At 43.2% G+C, this 23,733-nt stretch carries 19 protein-coding genes; 15 read left to right on the forward strand and 4 right to left on the reverse strand.

The window, feature by feature from the left end; all coding sequences use genetic code 11:
• The first annotated feature begins 236 nt into the window (after window positions 1-236).
• On the forward strand, window positions 237-725 hold the full coding sequence (bfr, locus tag JMX75_RS06765; RefSeq protein WP_011513715.1) for a bacterioferritin: 489 nt from the start codon (window positions 237-239) through the stop codon (window positions 723-725).
• A gap of 62 nt (window positions 726-787) precedes the next feature.
• Window positions 788-1,261 (forward strand): bacterioferritin, encoded by a 474-nt coding sequence (gene bfr / locus JMX75_RS06770; protein ID WP_201531662.1) that lies wholly within the window; start codon window positions 788-790, stop codon window positions 1,259-1,261.
• Window positions 1,262-1,382: 121 nt separating this feature from the next.
• On the opposite strand, the gene JMX75_RS06775 is transcribed toward bfr (JMX75_RS06770), so the two are convergent.
• Window positions 1,383-2,759 carry a DHA2 family efflux MFS transporter permease subunit gene (locus tag JMX75_RS06775; protein WP_201531664.1) on the reverse strand — a complete coding sequence of 459 codons (1,377 nt, stop codon included), beginning with the start codon at window positions 2,757-2,759 and terminating at the stop codon, window positions 1,383-1,385.
• A 395-nt stretch (window positions 2,760-3,154) separates the two neighbouring features.
• On the opposite strand from JMX75_RS06775, the gene yghU reads away from it, so the two are divergent.
• The 4 genes from yghU (at window position 3,155) to JMX75_RS06795 (ending at window position 9,381) form a co-directional block, all read left to right on the forward strand.
• On the forward strand, window positions 3,155-3,997 hold the full coding sequence (gene yghU / locus JMX75_RS06780) for a glutathione-dependent disulfide-bond oxidoreductase (protein WP_201531665.1): 843 nt from the start codon (window positions 3,155-3,157) through the stop codon (window positions 3,995-3,997).
• A gap of 463 nt (window positions 3,998-4,460) precedes the next feature.
• On the forward strand, window positions 4,461-5,540 hold the full coding sequence (locus JMX75_RS06785) for a DUF1176 domain-containing protein (protein ID WP_227673067.1): 1,080 nt from the start codon (window positions 4,461-4,463) through the stop codon (window positions 5,538-5,540).
• 650 nt (window positions 5,541-6,190) lie between these two features.
• Window positions 6,191-7,855, forward strand: coding sequence for a DEAD/DEAH box helicase (locus tag JMX75_RS06790; protein ID WP_201531669.1), 1,665 nt, complete (start codon window positions 6,191-6,193; stop codon window positions 7,853-7,855).
• Between the two features lie 281 nt (window positions 7,856-8,136).
• Window positions 8,137-9,381 carry a DUF819 domain-containing protein gene (locus JMX75_RS06795; protein ID WP_201531671.1) on the forward strand — a complete coding sequence of 415 codons (1,245 nt, stop codon included), beginning with the start codon at window positions 8,137-8,139 and terminating at the stop codon, window positions 9,379-9,381.
• An 11-nt stretch (window positions 9,382-9,392) separates the two neighbouring features.
• Here JMX75_RS06795 and JMX75_RS06800 read toward each other — a convergent pair whose 3' ends face one another.
• Complete coding sequence (locus tag JMX75_RS06800; RefSeq protein ID WP_201531673.1) at window positions 9,393-10,805, reverse strand: PLP-dependent aminotransferase family protein; 1,413 nt, start codon at window positions 10,803-10,805, stop codon at window positions 9,393-9,395.
• 184 nt (window positions 10,806-10,989) lie between these two features.
• Here JMX75_RS06800 and JMX75_RS06805 point away from each other — a divergent pair, with 184 nt between their 5' ends.
• The 7 genes from JMX75_RS06805 to JMX75_RS06835 all read left to right on the forward strand — a co-directional run bounded on the left by JMX75_RS06805 (window position 10,990) and on the right by JMX75_RS06835 (window position 19,907).
• Window positions 10,990-11,940, forward strand: a complete 951-nt coding sequence (locus tag JMX75_RS06805; protein WP_201531674.1) for an EamA family transporter — start codon at window positions 10,990-10,992, stop codon at window positions 11,938-11,940.
• Between the two features lie 363 nt (window positions 11,941-12,303).
• Complete coding sequence (locus JMX75_RS06810) at window positions 12,304-14,067, forward strand: hydantoinase B/oxoprolinase family protein (protein ID WP_201531676.1); 1,764 nt, start codon at window positions 12,304-12,306, stop codon at window positions 14,065-14,067.
• A 40-nt stretch (window positions 14,068-14,107) separates the two neighbouring features.
• Window positions 14,108-16,189 (forward strand): hydantoinase/oxoprolinase family protein, encoded by a 2,082-nt coding sequence (locus JMX75_RS06815; RefSeq protein ID WP_201531678.1) that lies wholly within the window; start codon window positions 14,108-14,110, stop codon window positions 16,187-16,189.
• A 218-nt stretch (window positions 16,190-16,407) separates the two neighbouring features.
• On the forward strand, window positions 16,408-17,508 hold the full coding sequence (locus JMX75_RS06820) for a helix-turn-helix transcriptional regulator (RefSeq protein ID WP_201531680.1): 1,101 nt from the start codon (window positions 16,408-16,410) through the stop codon (window positions 17,506-17,508).
• Window positions 17,509-17,593: 85 nt separating this feature from the next.
• Window positions 17,594-18,586 (forward strand): RhuM family protein, encoded by a 993-nt coding sequence (gene rhuM, locus JMX75_RS06825; RefSeq protein WP_201531682.1) that lies wholly within the window; start codon window positions 17,594-17,596, stop codon window positions 18,584-18,586.
• Between the two features lie 97 nt (window positions 18,587-18,683).
• The gene (locus tag JMX75_RS06830) at window positions 18,684-19,427 is read left to right on the forward strand and encodes a zinc-dependent peptidase (RefSeq protein WP_201531684.1); all 744 of its coding nucleotides are present in this window, start codon (window positions 18,684-18,686) and stop codon (window positions 19,425-19,427) included.
• On the forward strand, window positions 19,428-19,907 hold the full coding sequence (locus tag JMX75_RS06835; protein ID WP_201531686.1) for a hypothetical protein: 480 nt from the start codon (window positions 19,428-19,430) through the stop codon (window positions 19,905-19,907).
• 150 nt (window positions 19,908-20,057) lie between these two features.
• On the opposite strand, the gene JMX75_RS06840 is transcribed toward JMX75_RS06835, so the two are convergent.
• Entirely contained in the window at window positions 20,058-20,732 is a 675-nt protein-coding gene (locus tag JMX75_RS06840) for a hypothetical protein (RefSeq protein WP_201531688.1), read from the reverse strand.
• Between the two features lie 224 nt (window positions 20,733-20,956).
• Here JMX75_RS06840 and JMX75_RS06845 point away from each other — a divergent pair, with 224 nt between their 5' ends.
• The gene (locus JMX75_RS06845) at window positions 20,957-21,430 is read left to right on the forward strand and encodes a hypothetical protein (RefSeq protein ID WP_201531690.1); all 474 of its coding nucleotides are present in this window, start codon (window positions 20,957-20,959) and stop codon (window positions 21,428-21,430) included.
• Window positions 21,431-22,064: 634 nt separating this feature from the next.
• Window positions 22,065-22,193: a hypothetical protein gene (locus JMX75_RS13020; protein ID WP_265088693.1), complete on the forward strand. Its 129-nt coding sequence runs from the start codon at window positions 22,065-22,067 to the stop codon at window positions 22,191-22,193.
• 310 nt (window positions 22,194-22,503) lie between these two features.
• Here JMX75_RS13020 and JMX75_RS06850 read toward each other — a convergent pair whose 3' ends face one another.
• Window positions 22,504-23,673: an MFS transporter gene (locus tag JMX75_RS06850; protein WP_201531692.1), complete on the reverse strand. Its 1,170-nt coding sequence runs from the start codon at window positions 23,671-23,673 to the stop codon at window positions 22,504-22,506.
• Between the last annotated feature and the right edge of the window lie 60 nt (window positions 23,674-23,733).

A 23,733-nucleotide genomic window follows, 5' to 3' on the forward strand; every position in this document is an offset into this window, starting at 1 on the left:
TTGGGAGTTTGCTATCGCACCTGTTGCTGATACGCTAATACAAATAGTGGTTGGTTATGATTCTCAGTTCATATCGTTACAAGCGTTAAGCTCTCTCTATGCTACTATATCCTTCTTAATATGTAAGGGCCTTCGTTGATTTTAATCTTTACTGATTGGTTTACGAATGGCGCTTTATATATATGCAAAATTATGAATGTATATAACAAACAATGATACATACAGGAGTGTAAGTGATGATTGGCAACCCTAAAGTGATTGATTATTTAAACTTTTTGTTAGGTGGTGAGCTTGCAGCTCGTGATCAGTATTTTATCCACTCTGAGATGTATGCAGAATGGCATTACGGTAAATTGTACGATCGTATCAGCCATGAGATGGAAGATGAGACCTTACATGCACAGGCAATTATTCGTCGTATTTTGATGTTAGGCGGCACGCCTAAAATGAGCGTCGACGCGATTAATATTGGTACTACTGTACCTGAGATGCTACAGCTTGATTTAAATTTAGAATATCAGGTACAAAAACATCTTAAAGACGGTATCGCAATGTGTGAAGAAGCGCATGACTATGTCACACGCGAGATGTTGGTTGTGCAGCTCAAAGACACGGAAGAGGATCATGCCCATTGGCTTGAGCAGCAGCTACGCTTGATTGATATGATTGGTCTGCCAAATTATTTGCAAAGTCAGATGGCTGAAGTCTCTTCAAATCTTGTTTGATAGTAACGGATAATAATCGCTATATAGTTAAATCAAATATCCAATAGATAGGGAGAGAGAATATGAATGGGGATAAAGACATTATCTGCGCACTGAATAAAGTGCTGGGTCAGTCGTTAATAGCCATCAACCAGTATTTTTTACATGCACGTATTGCTCGCCATTGGGGCTTAGAATCATTAAACGAAAATTTCTATAAACAGTCTATCGCAGAGATGAAATGGTCTGATGATTTGATTGCACGGATTTTATTGCTAGGTGGTTTACCCAATTTGCAAGATTATGGCAAGATGTTTATCGCTGAAGACGTGCCTGAAATGATTGACTGCAATTTGCGCTTAGAAAAGCAAAAGTTTAGCATTATTACCGATGCGATTACTTTGTGTGAAACGCAGCAAGATTATGTATCACGTCAGCTATTGGTTACTCTAAAAGACGGTAATGAAGAGTATCAAGACTGGCTTGAGACGCAAGAAGACTTAATGAAAGATGTCGGTATTCAAAACTATATCCAATCGCAGATGAATGACGATTAGATATTAGCAACTCTCATTGAGTCACAATAAGCCAGCCTATGTTTTGCTCATAACCCAAGCATAGGCTGGCTTTTTTTGGTCTATTTTTTATATTTCAAATACAACCTTTCAATACTTACTTTTAATATAAACCACGACCGTCCTCGGGTTTTAAGCGTAAAAAATGCAATCCTGAGAGAATGGTAAAGACACCCAATATCCAATAGGTGGTTTGAAAGGCGGTCAATGTATCCATTTGTAGGCGCTCACGTAGCAGAGTGAGCAGCGCAGCGCCAAAGGCAATACCAAAGCTGATGGCGAGTTGTTGGTTGACAGCCATCAGGCTATTGCCGCTACTGGTTTGAGTACCATGCAGGTCGCCAATAGTAATGGTGTTCATTGCGCTGAATTGCATAGAGTTACATGCGCCCATGACAGTTAAAATAGGTATAAACCACATCCACTGCGCCGCATCATTAAACTGCGCCAAGATGATAATCAAGATACCCATAAAAGTCGTGTTATAGACTAATACCGTGCGATAGCTGTAACGCTGGATAATCTTACTCACCCAAGGCTTGATGCCGATAGCACCTACGGCGATAGGGGCAAGTAGCCAGCCAGCTTGCGAGGGAGAGTACTCGAACACCACCTGCAAAAGCAACGGCAGCAAAAATGGCACAGCGCTAATGCCAAATCTGGTAAATAAATTACCCGTGATACCAATGCGAAAGGTACGGATATCAAACAAACTCAATGGAAATAGCGGAGCTGTACGACGTTTTGCGTGCCAAATATAAGCACTAAGCAACAGACTTGCTAGCAGTCCAAATATCAGCCCATAAACTCCACGCCCGACTTGTGCGCCAAACTCTACCGCCAAGGTAAAACCACAAGCGGCAGCGGCAAACAACAAAAACCCTGTCCAATCTAGACGCTTGGTATCCTCAAATAACGCTGGTACCAGTTTTTTGCCCATGATAAAACCAAAAACACCCATGGGTATGTTGATTAAAAATATCCAGTGCCAACTGGCGTACTGTACGATATAGCCACCCAATACCGGTCCAACCAATGGCGCAACCAAAGCGGGGATTACCGCAAAGTTCATCACCGTCAACAGCTTATTGCGCGGATAAGACTTGACCAAAATTAAGCGTGCAACCGGCGTCATCATCGCGCCGCCGATAGCTTGTATAATACGTGAGCCTATTAAGAAGTCTAGTGTCGGAGAAGCGGCACATAATAGCGAGCCGATACAGAATATGATAATGGCGGACAAGAACACGCGGCGTGTGCCATATTTATCGGCTAAAAATCCGCTAATAGGAATAAAAATAGCCAAAGTAAGTGCGTAGCTGATGACTGCCCATTGCATTTGTAGTGGCGATTCGCCCAATGCTTGTGCCATCTGTGGTAGGGACGTGTTTAGAATAGTAGCGTCTAAAATTTGCATAAATAACGCTACCGCCAGTACATAGGGTAGGTATTTATCTTGCGTTGGAGTCAGGGCTACCATTTTACTTTCACCATATCTTAAAACCGTGGCTCGTGGAAACTTACCTTAATCGACAGTAAATTTTCAACAAAGCCATTATATTATGCGTAGTATAAAAATAACTGCCGAGTAGTTAAAGAGCAGCATAGTAAACATTCAAAAGGACTGATCTAAATAGTTGCTATCTAAAAGAAATGGCTTAATAAATTTTTAAAATGTCTGTCATTATCTTATATCCTAAATACTAAATACTAAATACTAAATACTAAATACTATTTCACTTAAACATCTCTACCATATAAATTACAAGACAGGACTTTAATAGCAGGATCAGTCCCCGTTATAGTAGAAGATATATAGTAGAAACCCCCATTTCTAAAATATGACAATCAATACAACAAAAAATAGGTCACATTATGAGTCAGGATAACAATTCTACGAACGATCAGATAGAGAGCTATACACCGCCCAAAATTTGGACACAAGATAAAGAAAACGGCGGCAAATTTGCAAGTATCAACAGTCCAACCGCTGGCGCACGACAAGATAAGGCACTTCCAGTAGGCGATGCGTCATTACAGCTATATTCATTGAATACGCCTAATGGTGTTAAGATAAATATCTTATTAGAAGAGCTTGCTGAGCTTGATATCAAGGAAGCCGCATACAATGCTTATCTGATAGATATCTCAAAAGGCGCTCAGTTTGGCTCGGGCTTCGTCGCTATTAACCCAAACTCGAAGATACCGGCTTTGGTCGACCATAGTCCTAGCGAGGCTGGCGAGCCGTTAGCTATCTTCGAGTCTGGCGCTATCTTAATGTACTTAGCGGAAAAATTTGGCAAATTCATTCCGATGCAGCAAGGTAAGGCACGGGTAGAATGCTTGTCTTGGCTAATGTGGCAGATGGGCAGTGCGCCTTTCTTAGGTGGCGGTTTTGGGCATTTTTACGCCTATGCCCCAGAGCCAATGGAGTATCCTATCAATCGCTATGCTATGGAAGTCAAACGCCAGCTTGACGTCCTTGACCGCCACCTAAAAGACCATACATATATGGGCGGAGACGAGGAGTCTGATTATAATATCGCCGATATGATTATTTGGGCATGGTATGGTCAATTGGCACTTGGCAAGCTCTATGAGGCGGCAGAATTCTTACAAGTGGATGAGTATCAACATCTACAGCGCTGGGCGAAAAAAATTGCTGAACGTCCAGCCGTTAAACGTGCGGTGAACTTAGTCCTTGAGCCTATTGCTTAGACCAATTGCCACGATAATTCATCTAAGCGTCTCATTTATTTGTCTGTAAATGTTTGATATAAAAGGTAAAAAATAAAACATCTTTGTATATTTACGAACAAAAAGGTTAATAAGCACCTGTCTTATTAACCTTTTTTCTGTTTTAAATATTCATTATTCCAAATATACATATGGACATAAGCATTTGAGCTATACTTTGTTAATTACATAATGGTACATTAGTACAACAGATAGAAACATGGATGCGTTAAGATAGCAGCCTCCACCCAAAAAGGGTAGGCGCTTAAACCTCTTCTATTGATGAATGATGATTATGAAGGAGAATGATATGCTTAGGAATAGACCAACCCTCTTATTGAGTGCAAATGGTCCTAGTAGCCAGAGTAGTGTTGTCAAACCTAAATACTCAAACAACTCTCATATCAAAGCGCCGTCTAAAAAAACAAAAAAGATAACAAAAACCATGTCAAAAAGAATTTTATTACCCATCCTTACTGCTATCAGTACCGCGTTATACAGCGCCGCAGCTAGTGCTGATACGCCTATAGATTTTACCAGCCAAGATTGGCAAGTGGTCTGTGACAATACACGTACTTGCCGACTGGCGGGTTATCAAGCAGACAATGATATCGAATTGCCAGTGTCTTTATTGTTGATACGCCGTGCAGGTGTCAATGCCACGGTTGATGCTCGGGTCAAGCTTGGCGGTGCAAGAGAAAATTCTGCCAAAGCCTTGATGCAATTGGGTAACCGTCACCGGATATCTTTATTTATTAATGATAGAGATTATGGCGAAGCCAAGCCTTTTTCAGGTGCTGCTGGTTATGCTGAGCTCACTTCACCGCAAGTCACAGCGCTGTTAGAGGCACTGACCAAATCAAGTAAGATAGAGCTGGTTATCCGTAATACGCGTTGGCGCTTGTCCGATAAAGGGGCGAGTGCGGTCATGCTAAAAGCGGATGAAGCACAAGGTCGAGTGGGCACAGCCAGTGCTTTTGTTCGTACAGAGGGCGCCAGCAAATCTAACAGTAGTGTGTTATCGCCTAAGTCAATACCAGCGATACGGATGGTGATGCCCAATCCGAAAGCCACCTCTGGTAATAAGAAAAAATTCGTCATGCGCTCATCTCAGTTATCAGATCTGATGAAAGGCACCATAAAAGATATCAGTAGCGACTGTCCAAGCCTATATGACAAATCGTCATGGAACGTCAATCGCCTAAACAGCAAGCAGGTATTGGTACAGCATAATTGCTGGACAGGTGCTTATAATGCAGGTAAGGGTGTCTGGGTAATCAATGATACCAAACCATACGAGCCAAAGCTGATCACAAACAACGCCACCGATTACGACAAGGGTCAGATCACTTCTGTCCAAAAAGGTCGGGGTCTTGGCGACTGTATCTCTAAAACCGAATGGTTATGGACGGGTAAGGATTTTGAGAAAAGTCATGAGAGTAGCACTGGTCTGTGCCGTATGATTGAAGCGGGCGGTGCTTGGCAGATGCCCCTATACGTCACTGATGTGAAACTATCACGTTAATATCAATGTCTACAATGCCTCATTGCTTGCTTTTCTTTTAAAGCGGTAATGATCATTTATTCGATATTCTTTAGCGTAAATGCAGCGCGCATGATAAAAATATTTAATGTAAAAATACCTATATTATTAATTATGTATAGCGCACCAACTCTTGTATTATAGCCGTTTTCTACAATAATCGTAAAAACAGCTACTGATTACGATTTTGTTGTGTTATACTGCGTCGCCACGTTAGCATAGTCTAATGTGAATTATGAGATTGATAACATCGCCTGCGATTTTGGGTCTAGGATGACCGAAAGTAATTGTTGCCGATGATTTTGTGTACTTAAATAATCCTATTATTTTTGACTCATATCTTATCTACGGACCCTTGTAGGGGCTAGATTGGTTGTTATTTACCTTTATCTGCTTTGGAATAAGCATTGATATCGAGTTTTTAGCAGACAAAGATGAGACACTCGGCACTACCACCAAAATACGTCAGACAGCACGAACGCCTTTATATAATTTTGACAAACCTTATGGGTTTGGCATGTAATTATCATTATTTTGATAATCAGATTATATGGGTAGCGTGGTGAACGGTTATCAGTGGTATGCATCAAGTTTGCTGAATTTACAGCAGCTTATACTTACCAAGGATACTCATGACTGACATCTTATCTGCAATTGCCGCTGAAAACGGTATCATCGAAAGCACTGACACCCCAAACACTGACACAAATACTCAAGCGGCTACTACTGACGCTTCTGACGAAAACCAAGTTACTTTTACTGATCTTGGCATCGCTAAGCCTATTCTAACTGCACTTGATCGCAGTGGTTATACCAACCCAACGCCTATCCAAGCACAAGCGATTCCTTTTGCTCTAGCAGGTCGTGACCTTCTATTGTCAGCGCAAACTGGTAGTGGTAAAACTGCAGCATTCGTTATCCCAGTACTTGATCGTTTAAGCCGCGCTACTAGCTTTGACAAACTAACCAAAGCACTTATTCTAACGCCAACGCGTGAACTTGCTCAGCAAGTACATGACAGCGTACGCACCTATTCTAAAGACATGCGCGGCCTGTTCTGTGTACCACTAGTTGGCGGCGCACCATATAATGGTCAGATCACTGCTCTGAAGAAAGGCGTTCAAGTTATCGTTGCGACCCCAGGTCGTTTACTTGACCATATCAATGCTGGTCGCGTTGACTTATCAAGCCTAGAAATTTTGGTACTTGATGAAGCTGACCGTATGCTAGACATGGGTTTTGCTGATGACATCAGTGACATCTTGCGTGCTGCACCAACTGATCGCCAAACAATCATGTGTTCTGCAACTTGGGATGGCCCAGTAGGTAAAATTGCTGCCAGCTTCACTAAGAACCCTGAGCGTGTCTCAATCAAAGTAGAATCTGCACACATCGAAGAAAAAGTGTACTACTGTGATGATTTTGATCATAAAAACCGTTTACTTGATAAAATCGTTTGCCAGCAAGATATGGAACAGATCATTATCTTTGCTGCTACCAAACGTAGCACTGAAAAACTAGCAAAACAGCTACAAGAAGCGGGTCATAAAGCCAGCTTCCTACATGGTGACTTGCCACAAAGCAAGCGTAACCGTATCGTTCAAGATTTGCGTAATGGTAAAGTCAAAATCCTAGTAGCGACTGACGTTGCCGCTCGTGGTCTAGACATCCCAGCAATCTCGCACGTTATTAACTATGACTTACCGCGCCAAACTGAAGATTACGTCCATCGTATCGGTCGTTGTGGTCGTGCTGGCCGTACTGGTATCGCTATCAGCTTATGTAGCATGGATGACCGTCCACAGCTAAACGCTATCAACCGTTATTTAGATCGCAAAATGGAAGTATGTATCATCGAAGGCATGGAGCCTAAGAAGACTTATGTACCTAGCGAAAACAAAGGTAACGGTCGCGGTCGTGGCCGTGGTCGTTCAAACGGCGGCGGTAATGGTCAAGGTCGTGGTCGCGCGGGTGGTGGCTATCAAGGTAATCCTGCTAATGCACGCGGTCGCTCAAGCGACAGCGCTCCAACCGGTCAACGCGCAAGCAATGACAGCGGTTATCAAGGTAAGCCACGTGACGCGTCAGGTAAGCCAAATGAGCGTTCAGGTGGCAAGCCGTATCAAGGCAAGCGTACTGGTGCTCCTAGTCGCGGCGATAGCACTGGCGTTCCACGCGGTGAGCGTGCTGCAACGGGTCGTGGTCGTCCAAGTGGCAGCCAAGGTCGCCCAGCTGGTCGTTCAGACAGCCGTGGTCAAGGTCGTCCAACTGGCGGCAACCGTGGTAACAACTCGTAATAGCCTTATTTTAAACGATTAATGATTTTTGATAATCATGTCTTAATCGTCTAAAGATATTGCAAGAAAAGCCAGATACTTGTTATCTGGCTTTTTTGTGCCCAATAGTTTGATATTAACCACCACATAGAGATATGACCCAAGTATATGCAGGTATTTAAAAACTCTGACTTATTCAAAGCTTTTAAAATTAAGCTTTGTACTCGATAGCTACTTGCGCGTTTTTTTTGCCTTGTCTATACTGACAAACTTTTACTCATCGTGTGCTGTGGAGCCAGTTGATGCCGGATATTTCTTATTTAGCTATTGAAAGCTTGCCATTAGCGTTTGGCATCATTATGGCGATTATTGGTTTGGTATTTTATACCCAAGCATTGCCTGGTAAGTTTTGGCAACGGTTTTATGCGGTGCTACCGGGTATCGTACTGTGCTGTTTTATCCCTGCGACGCTAAATAGTCTAGGTGTCTTCGCTGACGGTATTGGCTCGCAGATTTATGGTTTTACTGCCACGTATCTGTTGCCAGCAAGTTTGCTGTTAATGACCTTGTCGATGGATGTACCGAAGATACTGGGCTTAGGCTGGAAAGCGATTGCGATGTTCTTCGCTGCTAGTATCGCTATTGTCATTAGTGGTCCTATTAGCTTAGGTATCGCTAAATGGGTGTCGCCTGAGATGTTTACCGATGACACGCTATGGCGCGGCTTTTCAGCGGTTGCTGGTAGTTGGATCGGCGGCGCGGCAAACCAAGCAGCGATGAAGGAGCTGTTTGGCGTCAGTGATGATCTGTTTGGGATGATGATATTGGTTGATACTACCAATGCTTCACTGTGGTTACTGGCCATCTTAGTCATGGCAAAACACAGTGAGAAGATTGACAAGTTTTTACGGGCGGATAGCAGTAGCATTGATAAGGTCGTCAAAGCCGTTGAGAATTATGAGCGTGACAATGCTCGTCCAGCGACTTTAAATGACTTGATGGTGATGTTTGGCTTATGCTTTGCTATGGTAGGTGTGGCACATTTCGTTGGTGGTCAGATTGCAGGGTTTTTTGCGCCTTATAGCTGGGCGGTGCAATATAGCTTTGCCAGCTCGTTTTTTTGGATGGTAGTGATCATCACGTTAATCGGCGTGGTCTTCTCTTTTACTAAAATACGCAGACTTGATCATGTTGGTGCTTCAAAAATTGGTACCGTCTTTATCTTCATATTAATTGCCGCTATCGGTATGCAAATTAATCTAGCAGGCATCGTCTCACAATGGCGACTGCTACTAATTGGTTTGCTTTGGATGAGCATCCATGTGATATTGATATTTATTTTTGCCAGAATCATCCGTGCGCCGTTTTTCTTTTTGGCGGTCGGCTCCAATGCCAATACTGGCGGCGCGTCATCGGCACCGATTGTCGCAACGGCCTTTCATCCATCGTTAGCACCAGTTGGCGTGTTTTTAGGTATTTTGGGTTATGCAGTGGGCACGTTTGGTGGTTATATCAGTACGCAGCTAATGCGATTGGTGGTGGGATGATAGTATTTTTATCAGTATTGACAGCTTTTATCCAAATAATCACCCAACCACCTCAAAAATTCATCGCTTGTTGTTGATACATTGAGTCGCAGATGGTTTGAGGCGCGGGCATCTGGATAAAATAATTGTCCCGGTGCGACTAGCCAACCTTCTTTATAGGCATCTAGTGCAAGCTGGCTGGTATCTTGCCCCGTGTCTACCCAAACAAAGAGACCTGCTTGTGTATGCTCAGGGTAGATAAGCCCTATCTTTGGTAATGCGTTGCGCATTCTTTCATGAGCGCTATACAAATGCTGCTGCAATTTTTTAATCTGCCGACGATACTCACCATGCGTCCATAAATGATGACAAACCCGTTCGCCAAATTCTGGCGTGTTTGAATTGCTTAAGGTTTTCATACGTAATACATCATCAATATACTTATCAGGACAGACCAACATGCCGACGCGCCAGCCAGACGCCATCGACTTTGAAAACCCAGTTGCATAAAACACCCGTTCAAACTGATCAAGACTGGCATAACGCAGCACTTGACCACCCGGTACGAATGCGGCGTATAAATCGTCCTCAAAAATATAAGCATTGTACTCATGAATAAGATTGAGTACTTGGTGCGCGCGGGCAGGATGCAGATTATAGGATGTTGGGTTGTGCAGCACGCTATTAGTCAGGTATAACTTAGGGCGATACGTGGCAAACAGTTTTTGCATGTGCTCGATATTAGGCCCTTGATGGTCGCGTTCTACAGAGACGACGTTTAAGCCCTGTTGTTGCAGGCAGCTCGATAGCCAATACCAGCCCGGCCCATCAACGACTACCGTATCCCCAGCTTGAGTAAGAAGCCGCGCAACCATGGTCACGGCTTGCGACACTCCTGCTGTAGTAATTACGTGGTCGGCATTAGTTTGCATGCCTAGCGTATGTAGGTGTTGAACCAGCTGCTGACGTAGCGGCAGATAGCCGTGAACATTACCATAGTCATAGATAAAGTTATCAGCTTGCTGGGTGACCTGCCGTATGGCCCATTCCATCTTATCATTACGTACCCAGTCTCTCGGTAAAGTTCCCACCCCTGGCGAGCGATGATGCGGAATATCACTAAAAACTTGCTGTATCAGCCAGCGCGTATCTATTACTGGATACTTAACGACTGCTCTTTTATCATCATTCGGCTGAACTGCTTTTGCTTGCGTATTAACATAATAGCCCGAGCTGGGCTTAGCGACTAGCACACTGGTAGCCACCAATTGCTCATAAGCTTGTACCACCGTAAAGCTTGATATATTTAACAGTTTCGCTAACTTTCGCACCGAGGGCACGCGCTGATTGGGCAGGTAAATCTGCCAGTTAATACGCTGCTGTAACCATTCAGCGACGGCGGCAGTCTTGGTTAAATTTGGATTGAGCGTATAGGTTTCGACCATAATGAAGGACGCCTATTTTTATATGAGGTTTATGAATAAAAGAAGTGTCATGCTGAGAATAACTATACACTTTGTTCACCATTAGTGAAACTGTATCGGGTCTGTTATGGGCATTTAAACTATAGTTGGTTCTTAAGATTCAAATATTAATAACAATTAATAATAGCTATTCTAGGATAAGCCTATGACCCTTCTACACATCGCTCTAGCTGTATTGGTTGCCTTTATTTGGGGTGTCAACTTTACCTTTATTGCATGGGCGCTTGAAAGCTTTCCGCCACTGATGTTAACCGCGCTACGTTTTTTCTTTACTGCTGTGCCGTTGGTTTTGTTCCTTAAACCGCCCAAATTCAACCATACTTTATTTATCTATGCTATTGGTACGTTTGTTATGCAGTATGCTTTTGTATTCACCGCCATGCATTTGGGTGCATCGGCAGGATTAACAGCGCTGTTGTTGCAAGTTCAGATTTTTATTACCGTATTACTGGCTTTTGTCATACTGGGTGAAGCAGTGAGTCGCATGCAGATCATCGGTATGGTAGTCGGTGTGCTAGGACTGGGTGTCATTGCGTTAAACCTTGGGGGTGATATGCCCTTGGTTGGCTTTATCTGCATACTGATTGCAGCCATAGGCTGGAGCTTTGGAAATATTGCTTCAAAACAAGCCTCAACGCAGCAGAGTGCTAGTAATATTTCTACTGCCTTGCCTGTCAATAGCAACAACAAAGCTTCAAATAAGACATCGGCACTGTCTGCGCTAGCACTGGTGGTATGGGGCGGTCTGATCGCCTGTGTGATTTTGACGTTATCTTCTCTACTATTCGAAACCGAAGCATGGCAGTTAGCGACGTTCAAGCAAGCATCGCTCAAGTCTTGGCTATCGCTTGGGTTTATAGTCTATGTCTCAACCCTGATTGGCTTTGGACTGTGGGCACATCTGCTGGCGCAAAATACCGCCTCAAAGGTTATGCCCTTTGCTCTACTGGTGCCCGTATTCGGTATGGCGACTTCAGTGCTGCTCATAGGAGAAGTGGTTACATGGTGGAAGATGCTAGCAATGGTGCTCATCTTATCTGGACTGATTTTGGCTAATGTGAAGATGGGCCTAGGCAGGAAGTCTGCACACGCATAGTAGTAAATAACTTATAGCTTCCTATAGGGTTAGTAAGAATAGACAAAAAGAGCAGTGCATCACATATGAAGCATTGCTCTTTTTTTTATTCTGAACGCTTTATATCCCACTATGATAAAGATGAAAACAGGCTGCTTATAGCTACAGATGTACACTCATAGTCAAAAACTCTGCACGCACAGTCAATCTATTTTTCCAAAACCTCGCTATAGTGAAAAAGCTTGATCATTAGGATAGATGATAAGCCAGATAAAGCGCGCGCTGAAGGGTAAGGATAAATGGTCATATAGACCAGCATATTCTCTTATTTCTCTTATATAAATGCGCTTATTCTGACCCAAATTTCTCGACAAGGAGTCTTTCATGAGCAACGCTCACCCCTCTATAGATCCTATTACCTTGTCTGTCGTACGTGGTGCCCTAGAAACGGCGCAGCGTGAGATGACAACCACCTTAGAAAAAACTGCCCGTTCGAGTGTCTTTAACTTAGCCCATGACTATAGCAATGCGCTGTTTGATCATTTGCCTGAGATGATTTTGCAAGGGCAAGATATTCCCATTCATTTAGGCTCACTCATGCCAGCCATGAAAGCCGTCGCTGAATATTACGGTGATGACATTCATGAAGGCGACGTCATTTATCATAACGATCCTGTGATGATGGGCAGCCATATCCTAGATTGCTGTATGTATAAGCCGGTATTTTATAAAGGTGAATTAGTCTTTTGGACAGTCTGTAAAGGTCATGTCACTGATATCGGAGGCCCTGTACCAGCCGGCTATAACCCTGACGCCAAAGAGATATATGCCGAAGGCTTACGCATTCCGCCCATTAAGATTTGGGAAAAAGGCGTCAGACGTCGTGATGTGATTAACCTCATACACAGTAATATGCGCTCACGCCGTAATCAAGAAGGCGATCTCAATGCTCAGTATGGCGCGTGTGCCGTTGGCGAGCGTAATATGATTGCGCTGCTAGACAAATACGGTGTTGAAACGGTGCGCGGCGCGATTGAAGAGCTAAAGAACATGGCTGACCACCATATGCGCTCATTAATCTCCTCTATCCCAGATGGCGATTATCATGGCGAGGCGGTGTTAGAAGACTCAGGTCATGGCTTGGGTGATATGACCATTAGCGCTGATATCGTTATCAAAGACAGCGACGTACATATTAAAATCACCAGTCCACCGCAAGTCCCTTACTTTATCAACTCTTATGCCGGTAACTCGATGTCAGGGGTGTTACTTGGGCTAATGATGTTTGCCCAAGTAGAGCCGCCGTATAACGAAGGCCTATATCGCTGTGTGACCGTTGATTTGGGCGAGCATGGCACCTTATGTAATGCCAAAGAACCGGCGCCGCATGTCAACTGTACGACCACGCCAATGGAAACTTTAACCGATGCGGTACGTATGGCATTTGAAGCAGCAGCACCAGAGCGCGTTACCGCCTCTTGGGGACATTCGTCAGGGATTAATATCGCTGGTATCGACCCAAAAACTGGCGAGCAATACGTCACCATGATTTTGGCGTCTATTATTTCAGGGGCAGGAGCCACGCAGCAAATGGATGGCTGGCATGCTTGTGGACCATTAAGCTGCTTTGGGGCGCTAAGCTCGGGAGATATTGAGCTATTGGAATATCAGTATCCTATCTTAATTCATAAGTATGGATTGGCAGAAGACAGTGGCGGCGCTGGCGAGTACCGCGGCGGCTGTGGTACGGTTTGGGAAGTTGAGCCATTAGACCATACCATGACAGTTATTGCCTTTGGCGAAGGTCGTCAGCATCCTACTATGGGCGCAGGCGGCGCGGAACAAATCTCACCTGAGCTTAAAGTTGGGCGTCTAGAGATACTACATAAAGACGGACAAACGGATTTGTATAGAAAAAACACCGTCACGGAAATCACGCCGGGTGAACGCGCGCGCAATACCAATCCGGGTGGCGGCGGCTACGGCAGCTCATTTGATCGCGATATTCAAGCGGTCATCAAGGACGTACAAGAAAGGATTATCTCAATCTCTGCGGCAAAGATTGAATACGGCGTGGTAATTGACCCAGAAACTCTGACGCTCAATGAAGCTGAGACTGAGTGCTTACGCCGCCAGATAACCGCATAAAACACACATTGAACTTTCATGATTGAGTTAAGGATGACTTATGAACAACGATTTTCGTATTGGCGTTGATGCTGGCGGGACTTTTACAGATTTTGTCTTGGCAGAAAAAACCGGTGACATTCATCTGTTTAAAGCGCCATCGACCCCAGAGGATGGCACCTTAGCCATTGCCAATGGTCTACAGCAAATTGCCAACAAATTTAACCGTCCTATTGAGGACATCATTCAAGCCTGCGACTTATGCATAAATGGTACGACCGTCGCACTGAATGCATTGATTCAGATGACAGGCGTAAAAGTGGGCTTGCTATGTACCAAAGGGCATGAAGACAGTATCGAGATACGCTTAGGGCACAAAGAAGAAGGGCATCGCTATGATGCCAGTTACCCGCCGGCACCACAGATTGCCACGCGTGACCGCCGCTTTCCTATCCGCGGTCGTATCTTAGCAGACGGCACCGAACACGAGCCGTTACATGAGCAAGATATCCTCGATGCGATTGAAGTGTTAAAACAGCAAGACGTGCAAGCAGTTGCCATCTCTTTTGTGTGGTCTATCCGCAATACCCAGCATGAACAGCGTGCCAAAGAGCTGATTGAGCAGCATATGCCGGGGGTATTTGTCTGCTGCGGTAGTGAAGTATATCCGCAGATTAAGGAATATACGCGGACCTCAACGACACTGGTGAATGCCTATCTAAGCCCGGTTATGGCGTCTTATGTACATAAGATTGATGATTACTTTAAGGCACTCGGCGCTGAGCAGCCCGTTCGTTACTTTCAGTCGAATGGTGGACTTGCGGTCGGTAATATCATGCGTGAACGAGCGGTTAATGCCATCAACTCAGGACCCGCATCAGCACCGCAAGCCGGTTTATATATTGCCAGCGCCTTTGGTATTGATAATATTATTACCGTTGATATGGGCGGTACGTCTTTTGATATCACTATGGCCAAATCTGGTCGAACCAGCCTAAACCGTGATATTGATTTTTTACGCAATCGTATTGGCGTGCCGATGATTCATGTCGAAACGCTGGGCGCAGGCGGCGGCTCTATTGGTCATGTGAATAATTTTGGTATGCTCGAGGTCGGTCCACAAAGTGCTGGCGCGACCCCAGGTCCAGCCTCTTATGGTAAAGGTGGTGAGTTGCCAACGGTTACCGATGCCAATCTGGTTTTAGGCTATCTTGAGCCCGATGCGGTGCTAGGCGGCTGCGTGACTTTGGATAAAGACAAAGCGGTACAAGCGGTACAAAAACATATCGCTGATCCATTAAAAATTGACTTGGCACATGCAGCCTTTGGTATCAGTGCCATCGTCAACCAAAATATGGCAAACGGTATTCGCCGTATTACCATTGAAAAAGGCTATGACCCTCGCGACTTTGCGCTTATCTGTGCAGGCGGTGCTGCTGGCATGCATATTGTTGATTTGGCAGAAGAGATGGGTATTGGTACTATTTTGATACCAAAGATTGCCTCTTGTCTCTGCGCCTTTGGTCAAATCATCTCTGATATTAAATATAATTATCTGGCCACGCAGATGATGATTATTGCGCCAGATTCAGAGCTACAGTCACTCAATGCCACCTTACATGAGCTAGAAAGCTTGGGCGTGCAAAAGCTGCTAGAAGATGGCTTTGCAGAAGACGATATCATCATCGAGCGCACCATGGAGATGCGCTACGTCGGGCAGGTGCATGAGTGTAATGTACTGATACCCAATGGCAAGCTTGATGCCGATAGCGTGCAAACGATTCTAGAAGCCTTTCATCATCGTCATAAAGAGCTCTATACTTATGATGAGCGTGACAATAAGGTCGAGCTGGTCAATATCGAAGTCGCTGTCATCGGTAAAATCAGTAAGCCCAAGCTACCAGAGCTTGCTAAGCAACAAGGTGATATCAGTCAGGCGCAAGTTGGCAGCCGTGAGATGATCATGGATCAAGAATACGAATGGATTGATACGCCTATTTATAATGGTGAGGAATTTGGGGCAGGGGCGCTGATTGCAGGGCCGGCGCTTATTCAAGAGCCAACCACCACGATTGTGATTAAAAAAGGCTGGCAAGCAGAATTGCATGAGACGGGCACTTATAAGCTAACCAAAGCCGCTTAGCTTGCTGTTTTCATCGTTATCGCTTTATAGTTTTCCCATCAGGCATTAAACCTCGTTTAATGCCTGATGTTTGTTTTAGGTATCATATTTAGACATCAGGGTAATAATACGTTTATGATATAAAAATAACCGCTTAGCATCTAATAAAATGCTTACAAATAGCGCTTAGTGTATAAGCAGCCATTACCGCTCATTTTTTATTCATAGAGTATTCAAGGATGAATGCAAGTCGCGATACAGACAATACCAATGCCAATAGCACAGCAAACAGCGATAGTCTCATAGACATTGTAGGGGACAGTTCTATTTCAAATTCGGCAATATCATCACCACTATTAACCCCATTTGCGCCAATATCTTCAACACCTGCTATAAGTGCTCCTCAAACGTTAGACGCGTTTGATTGGAAGCGCACCATCAATGATACCTATTTTGATCTCAATGTAAGCTTTCGCCAGCCAAGTCAGTTTTCTGGTTACTTGCAACACGCCAAGCTTTTGGATATCGGCGTGTCTCATTATCATGCCAATACCGTGCATTATAAACGCAGCTTAGCGAGCAAACAGTCTAGTGACGGCGTTAAGGACAATAGTAGCGACGACAGTATTTTAATCACCTTTCCTGTGACCGGTAGCGTCCGTTTTGCGCAAAAAAACCGCCAATTAACCTCAAGCCCGGGTCAGTTCTTTATTGAATTATCAAACTTACCTTATGAGTTTTATCATCTGCAGCAAGTGTCGTTATATGTGATCAAGGTGCCTTTGGCTCTATTAACCCCGCAAATGGGCACTATAGATCGGCAGTTTGCCCGCAGTCTGTCTATTGATGAAGGGGCAGGCAGGTTGCTGGTTTTTCAAATCAGGCAGATATTAGAGCTGATTCAGCAGCATCGATTGGCGGCTTTAGAGGTTAGAATCCTAGAGCAACAGCTGCTTAACCTTATTGTATTGACATTAAGCGCCCCGAAAGAGGTGATGATGAGTACCAGCTCGTCCATACAGTCGGTACATCTAAAGCGCATCGAGCATTACGTCCATCTGCACCTAGAAAACCCTGCTTTAACCCCAGCGATGGTCGCTGCTGCTTGTCATATATCGGTCAGATACTTGCATAAACTGTTTGCTGAGTTGCCCTATAGTTTTTCAGAATGGGTAAAAGAGCTACGCTTAAAGCAGGCCAATCATATTTTAAAAACCAAAAGCTACGTAACCATCGATGAAGTGGCGCATAGAGTCGGTTATGGTGACCAAGGTTATTTTTCACGCATTTATAAGCAGCATTTCGGTTATACGCCGCGAGATACTCCAAGCACAGGATAGTCATTGTTATGTACTCTGTCACGCAGTCGCTGTATGATTTATGGATTGATCATAAGCGCGTATATTAAGTTAAGGAAAAACCAAGATGACTGATGCGACGAATGATAAAACAGCAAAAGTAGAGATTTATGAAAGCGCTGATGGAGAGGCGCAGGTAGACGTTCGCTTCGAGCAAGAGACTGTTTGGCTCACGCAAGCACAAATGACCGAGTTGTTTGGTCGTGACCAATCAGTGATTTCGCGTCATATTGCCAATGCTATAAACGATGAAGAAATTGCTGAAAAAAGCAATATGCAAAAAATGCATATTGCAAATTCTGATCGCCCTGTGACGTTTTATGACTTAGATGTGGTTATCTCAGTGGGTTATCGCATCAAATCTCCCCAAGGTGTGCAGTTTAGACGCTGGGCAACCCAGCGCCTACGTGAATACTTGGTGCAAGGCTATACACTCAATCAAGAGCGCTTTGATAAAAACTCAAGCGAGCTACAACAAGCGTTAAATTTAATCAGAAAAACCGCGCAAAGTCCCGAGCTGAAAACCGATGAAGGTCGCGGCTTGGTTGAGATTATCAGTCGTTATACACAGACATTCTTATGGTTACAGCGCTATGATGAAGGTTTGCTTGATAATCCTGCAGGGGAGGATGGCGGTATCTTACCCAGTCCGACTGAGGCGATGGCAGCGCTGACGGATTTGAAAGCGCAGCTGATAGATAGAGGTGAGGCGACTGAGCTATTTGCCAAGCCTCGCGGTGATGGCTTGGACAGCGTATTGGGTAATTTAGAGCAGACGGTGTTTGGCGAGCCTGCATACCCGACCATCGAGAGTAAAGCGGCGCACTTACTGTACTTTATGGTCAAAAATCATCCTTTTACCGATGGCAATAAACGCAGCGGCGCTTTTTTGTTTGTAGATTTTTTGCATCGGAATAATCGACTGCTCAATGATAAAGGTGACATGGTTATTAATAACACCGGGCTTGCCGCATTAACCTTGTTGGTTGCCGAGTCTGACCCCAACCAAAAAGAAACTTTGATTAAATTGATTATGAATATGCTGTCATTAGAATCTTGATAAATAGGCTTATTGTCAGCATCACTTAACCTCTTAAAAACACATAACGCCAATAATAAAAAGCACAGTCTAACGACAAAATTAAAGGAAATTCAATATGTTTAGCATGATAAAAGACTGGCGCGAGCAGCGCATATTGGACAACAGCGAGTTTACCCATGCTGACTGGCTGCAAGCTGCCAAGCGTATTGTGATACTTGAGAGGCTAAACGAGGATGAGCTAACACGCTTGTTTGAGCTGGCGACGTTGTTTTTGGCGGATAAGTCGATTACTGGCGCGCAGGGTTTCGAGATTACCGATGCGGTCAAGCAATCTATCGCCTTGCAAGCTTGTCTGCCTATTTTAAACCTAAGCCTTGAATGGTACGCTGGCTGGTCGGCCATTATTATTTATCCGGGTTCTTACAAAAGCGAAACCAGCACCGTAGATGAGTTGGGTATCGTCCATGAGGGCAGTCAGCATCGTAGCGGCGAAGCATGGCTGCGTGGTCCCATTATACTGTCATGGAAGGATGCCAAACACTCAGGCGAGCGTGATGGGCATAATGTCGTCATTCATGAGTTTGTGCATAAGCTTGATATGCTAAATGGTCGCGCTAATGGCTTTCCGCCGCTGCAACCGGATATGGATCCTGCGCGCTGGACTGAAATTATGAGCCGCGACTTTGAGGATTTTCAAAGCCATCATAAATCAGGTCTCGATCGCTATGGTGCCACCAATCCTGCGGAATTTTTTGCGGTACTGAGTGAAGTGTTTTTTGAGACGCCGCAAAAGCTGATTGATGCTTATCCTGATATTTACGAGATAATGGTGAAATTTTTTCGCCAAACGCCGCTATGAATGAAAGGTGTCTTGGTAAAAGCGATTAGAAAAAACCATACTTACGAGAATATGAATTTCATGAAAAAATTGCTAATTTTAATTTATGCTTTGCTGATAACGCATCCGGCATATGCTATCAATGCTCCCTCACAATATCCTAAAGAGCTGCAAGAATTAGGAGTATATATAGATTCAACCCTCGATAAAGTCCAAAATATATCTGATAATAATGAAGATTTTTGTTCAACTCAGTCAGCTTTTGCTTTCAATATTATGGAGATGAGACAAAAGGATGTTGATTATAGTGACATTTATCATTTAATGAATATAAACAACAAAGCAGATTTAACTACAAAAGGCATGGATAAACTAGATAGTTATAAGGGCATTTTTGAGGAAGCGTATGATTATCCAGTATATGAAAGCAAAGAGGATAAGGGTACTGCTACTACCTTCTATATGACCTATAAAAATCATCAATGTTTACTCAGTTTATAAGTGTTTTTACGGATTTTTCAGTCGCTAATTTCTTAATTATCCGTTTAATAGCTTAAAAAAACCATAAAAAGGGCAGTGTATTGATTTAATAACACCGCCCGTTATTGATTTTTATGACTGTAAGCACTTGTTTTTACAGGTAAAGGTTGTTTAAACCGTCCATTGTTCATTGACAATAGCAACCAGATAACGTTTGCCTTGATACTCATCAAACACTAAGCGTAGGATACGCCAGTCCATACCAGAGTATTGCTCTGAGCCTTTATGATAAAACTCAACAAACTCTGAATTGGGGTAAATCTCTTTTAAATTATTGATCATACTGCCGTTATGTTTAAACTCATTAACGCTGATACTGGCATTATTATATTTCTCACCGGCGACCCACGTATCTAAGTATTCTGGTAGTGGCACTACCAATGCCTCGCCAGTACCGTCTTTTTCGCCCCAAGTAAAACGAATTTTTGATTGTTGTAGATACTGAGCATACTGCTCGCGGCTAAAGACTTTATCCGTATCAGTCCTTACGTAAGCATACATCGAAAAACGTACGCCACGAGTTGGATGAATATCATCTGTGATTCTAGAAAAATCATTATTGGCAAGAGCGCGCTGGATACGCAGTGCTTGCTGTTTGAGCGTTTGCTGGCTCATATCTGAGACTATAAGTACAGATGGGTTGCCAGTTGATTGATTTGGAGTGCTGGCGTTGGATTCAGCAGAAGATTGGCACCCTGTGATTGCTAGCACTAAACCAAACCCCGCCGCGGTTGATAGCTTATAAAGATAAGACTGAAAAATATTAGAACGAGTAGATGGCATCATAACAATATCCTTATCGTAGCTTATTTAAGTCATTCCAAAACACATACTAGATCCAATGTATATTTACCAATCAATAGTACTAATAACGCATCAAAGTTTATAATGGTGCTGTGTAAACAGTGTTTTTTAATAAACTCGATAGACACAATTAAGCAGTAAAGTGGTAGCTTGTATGTGATTTAATGAATATAACACTTAAAACGTCATATTTCATGGAGGGTGCCATGCAAAAAATGATATTTTCTATAATGATGCTCGCAATAGGATTTTCTGCTATCACGGCTACTGCCAATCTAACGCAGCCGTTACAGACAGCTTTTGCCATGAAAATTGATACTGTGGCCAAGATGTACCAGCAGGATGTGAATAATGAAGGAATGGATAACCCAGTGGTATTACATCAATATGCCAATCCGGATCTGAAGGCTGCCATGCAGCGTGAGCAAGATTACTTTGCTAAAGCGCAAACATCCTGTCATGTGGGTTACGATGTCTTGTGGAATTCTCAAGATCCTGATTATGCACAAGACAAGCAATTTTCAGTGACAACCAGAGGCTTGGTCCAAGTCAGCTTAGCGCATGGCCATGATGTTTATTATGAATTGTCCTGTGATAATTCTGCGTGCCAAGTGGCGGATGTAATCTTAGATGAGGATGGAACATCTTTACGAGCGCATTTGCTTAAAAACTGTCCTTAATTAGAAACCAATATATCGACATCAAATAACTGCTGATAGAAATCAATGGGATGATTAGCAAATAGCATTATACAAAATATGATGTGCCCAAATTATAAAACCGTTGGTTTGTTTTCGCATAATGTATATTATGTTAAATGAAGTGTATGTAGTACTAAGTTCATAGGACTATGTTCAAGCATTAAGTTGTTAGTCAGTCTGCTCGATAATTGCTTAATCATAATATGTGTTACCTGTTTAAATAATCATTGTAATCATCACTAGTATAATTACTAACTGATATGTCTTGAAGGTTTAATACGCGGAGTCCTAATCGAACTTAATGCATTAAATCAAGTCGCTAATAGCCTCTCTGCATATATTTCAGAAACCTCTTATAGACATGTTGTGGATACAGTGATTTTATTATTCATTCAAAGTTAACCTCTTTGATAAACTTGTTCTGCTCATCATTACTGTACTGTGCTTACTACCTTCGCAATACCTAATAAGCCCCTTGCATAGTCTCTCATTCACAATTATCACCTCACAGCCAAATATATTACGGGCTTTATCAAAATGACCAAAAAATAAATAGTTACTGTTGCCTACTAATTTAAGCAAGTCTCATCGCTTTATGCGCTTGGATGAGCTCATGCTAACACCTAAAAAACTGGTCAATACTGCGGGGCAAGAGTTTATAGAACAGGCGTTTTACGGTGATAATTGGATGGAAAATCGCTATGATATTACCGTACTGTTTATTGTCGCTTGTCATCAGTAAGATAAAAACGAGGGCTTCTATTCGGCAAAAGACCAGAAAATTATTCAATTTTCAACAGTTTTTTCTAAAGAATATTCTTCTCAAGGTCAAGGTAATGAGCACTTATCTATGTCAGGCTTTAACGCTACCCTATTGTATCAACAGGATGCTTCTTGCTATGAAAAAGCGGCTTATCATAGCAGTGAGAGCAGTCATTATCTGATTGTGCCTTATGTTCGGTTTATTGTGTGCTGTGTTTGATTGATTACAATGAGAAGCATTTATTTATTTCCTATTAAAGAAAGCTTGTTTAGCTAAATAAAATCTTATATCAAGGTGCTGCAATAGTGGCGGACTCTGGTTTTAAAATAGACTGACTTGCGAACAATAAAAACGCGCCCAGCAGTAAAAACAACCCAAAAGCGTAAAATGCAACAGTAGAACCATACTGATCTATCATCAAACCAGTAAAAATCACTGGCACGCTAAACCCCATGTAAGCCATTAAAAAATAGCCAGCACTAGCACGAGCTTGCTCAGTGCCAGCAGACTGTGTCACCCCTGACAACCCGCCTAAATATACGAAACCATAACAACTACTGCTAGCTAAAAAAGCCGCTAAAAGAATTACTGGTAGATTGGCATGCAGCGCACCCCAAGCAAGCAACACATAAGCAGGAAGTAAAATCAGAATACCCAATTTACATGATACTTGAGGATCAAGCTTTCGAGCGATAGGCTGAAACAATAATCCACAGCTGATGGCAAGCATAGAGGATATTCCAGCATACTTAGCCAGTCCATGCGTGGCCAATACTGATGGAATAATCGATAAAACCAATCCGGTAGTCGCCCAACAAATCAAAATACCGCCGCCATACCATATCACTTCACGATTAAAATATGGCAGCTTAAGCATTGATTTAAATGTATTAGAGCGTTTCGGCGCAGTCTCAGGCAGCCGCCATACTAAAAATATTGATAAAAACGCGCTTATTAACAGGAAGAAAAAGCTGGCAGGATGCTGTGTCTCATACAACAATAGAGAAACTGTCGTTAATGCAGGCCCAAGACCAAAACCTATAGTGGTACTTGCAGTTACCCAAGTGGTCGCACGCCCCGTATCGGACGAGCCAATCAACTCAATCATATATGCGGTCGCTGTTGCTGCCATTAAGGCCGTGCCCACACCAAGCAACAATCTCGCTATTGCTAACGCTCGCGTATAAGGATAGAACATCATCAGAGCAGTTGCCGCTATTGATAAACTTAAAGAGATTAAAATCGTCTTGCGTCTCCCAATCCTATCGGAGAGTCCACCAAAAGCTAATAATACCGGTATCACCCCCAACACATAAAAAGAGAATGCGACCGTGGTTGCTAAAACACCGTAGCCATCATTTTTAGCGTAAATAGCATAAAGTGGTCCTTGTATATTAACGCTTGTTGTTATGACACATAATGCAAATGCCAAATATTTATTATATTTTTGAGTGCTCATATATAGCCGCTTTTAAAAAAGTATCATTGGGTTGATTGATATTAATGGTTGTCACCACTC

This window comes from Psychrobacter sp. LFX-11D (genome assembly GCF_904846475.1).
Classification (GTDB): Bacteria; Pseudomonadota; Gammaproteobacteria; order Pseudomonadales; family Moraxellaceae; genus Psychrobacter; species Psychrobacter cryohalolentis.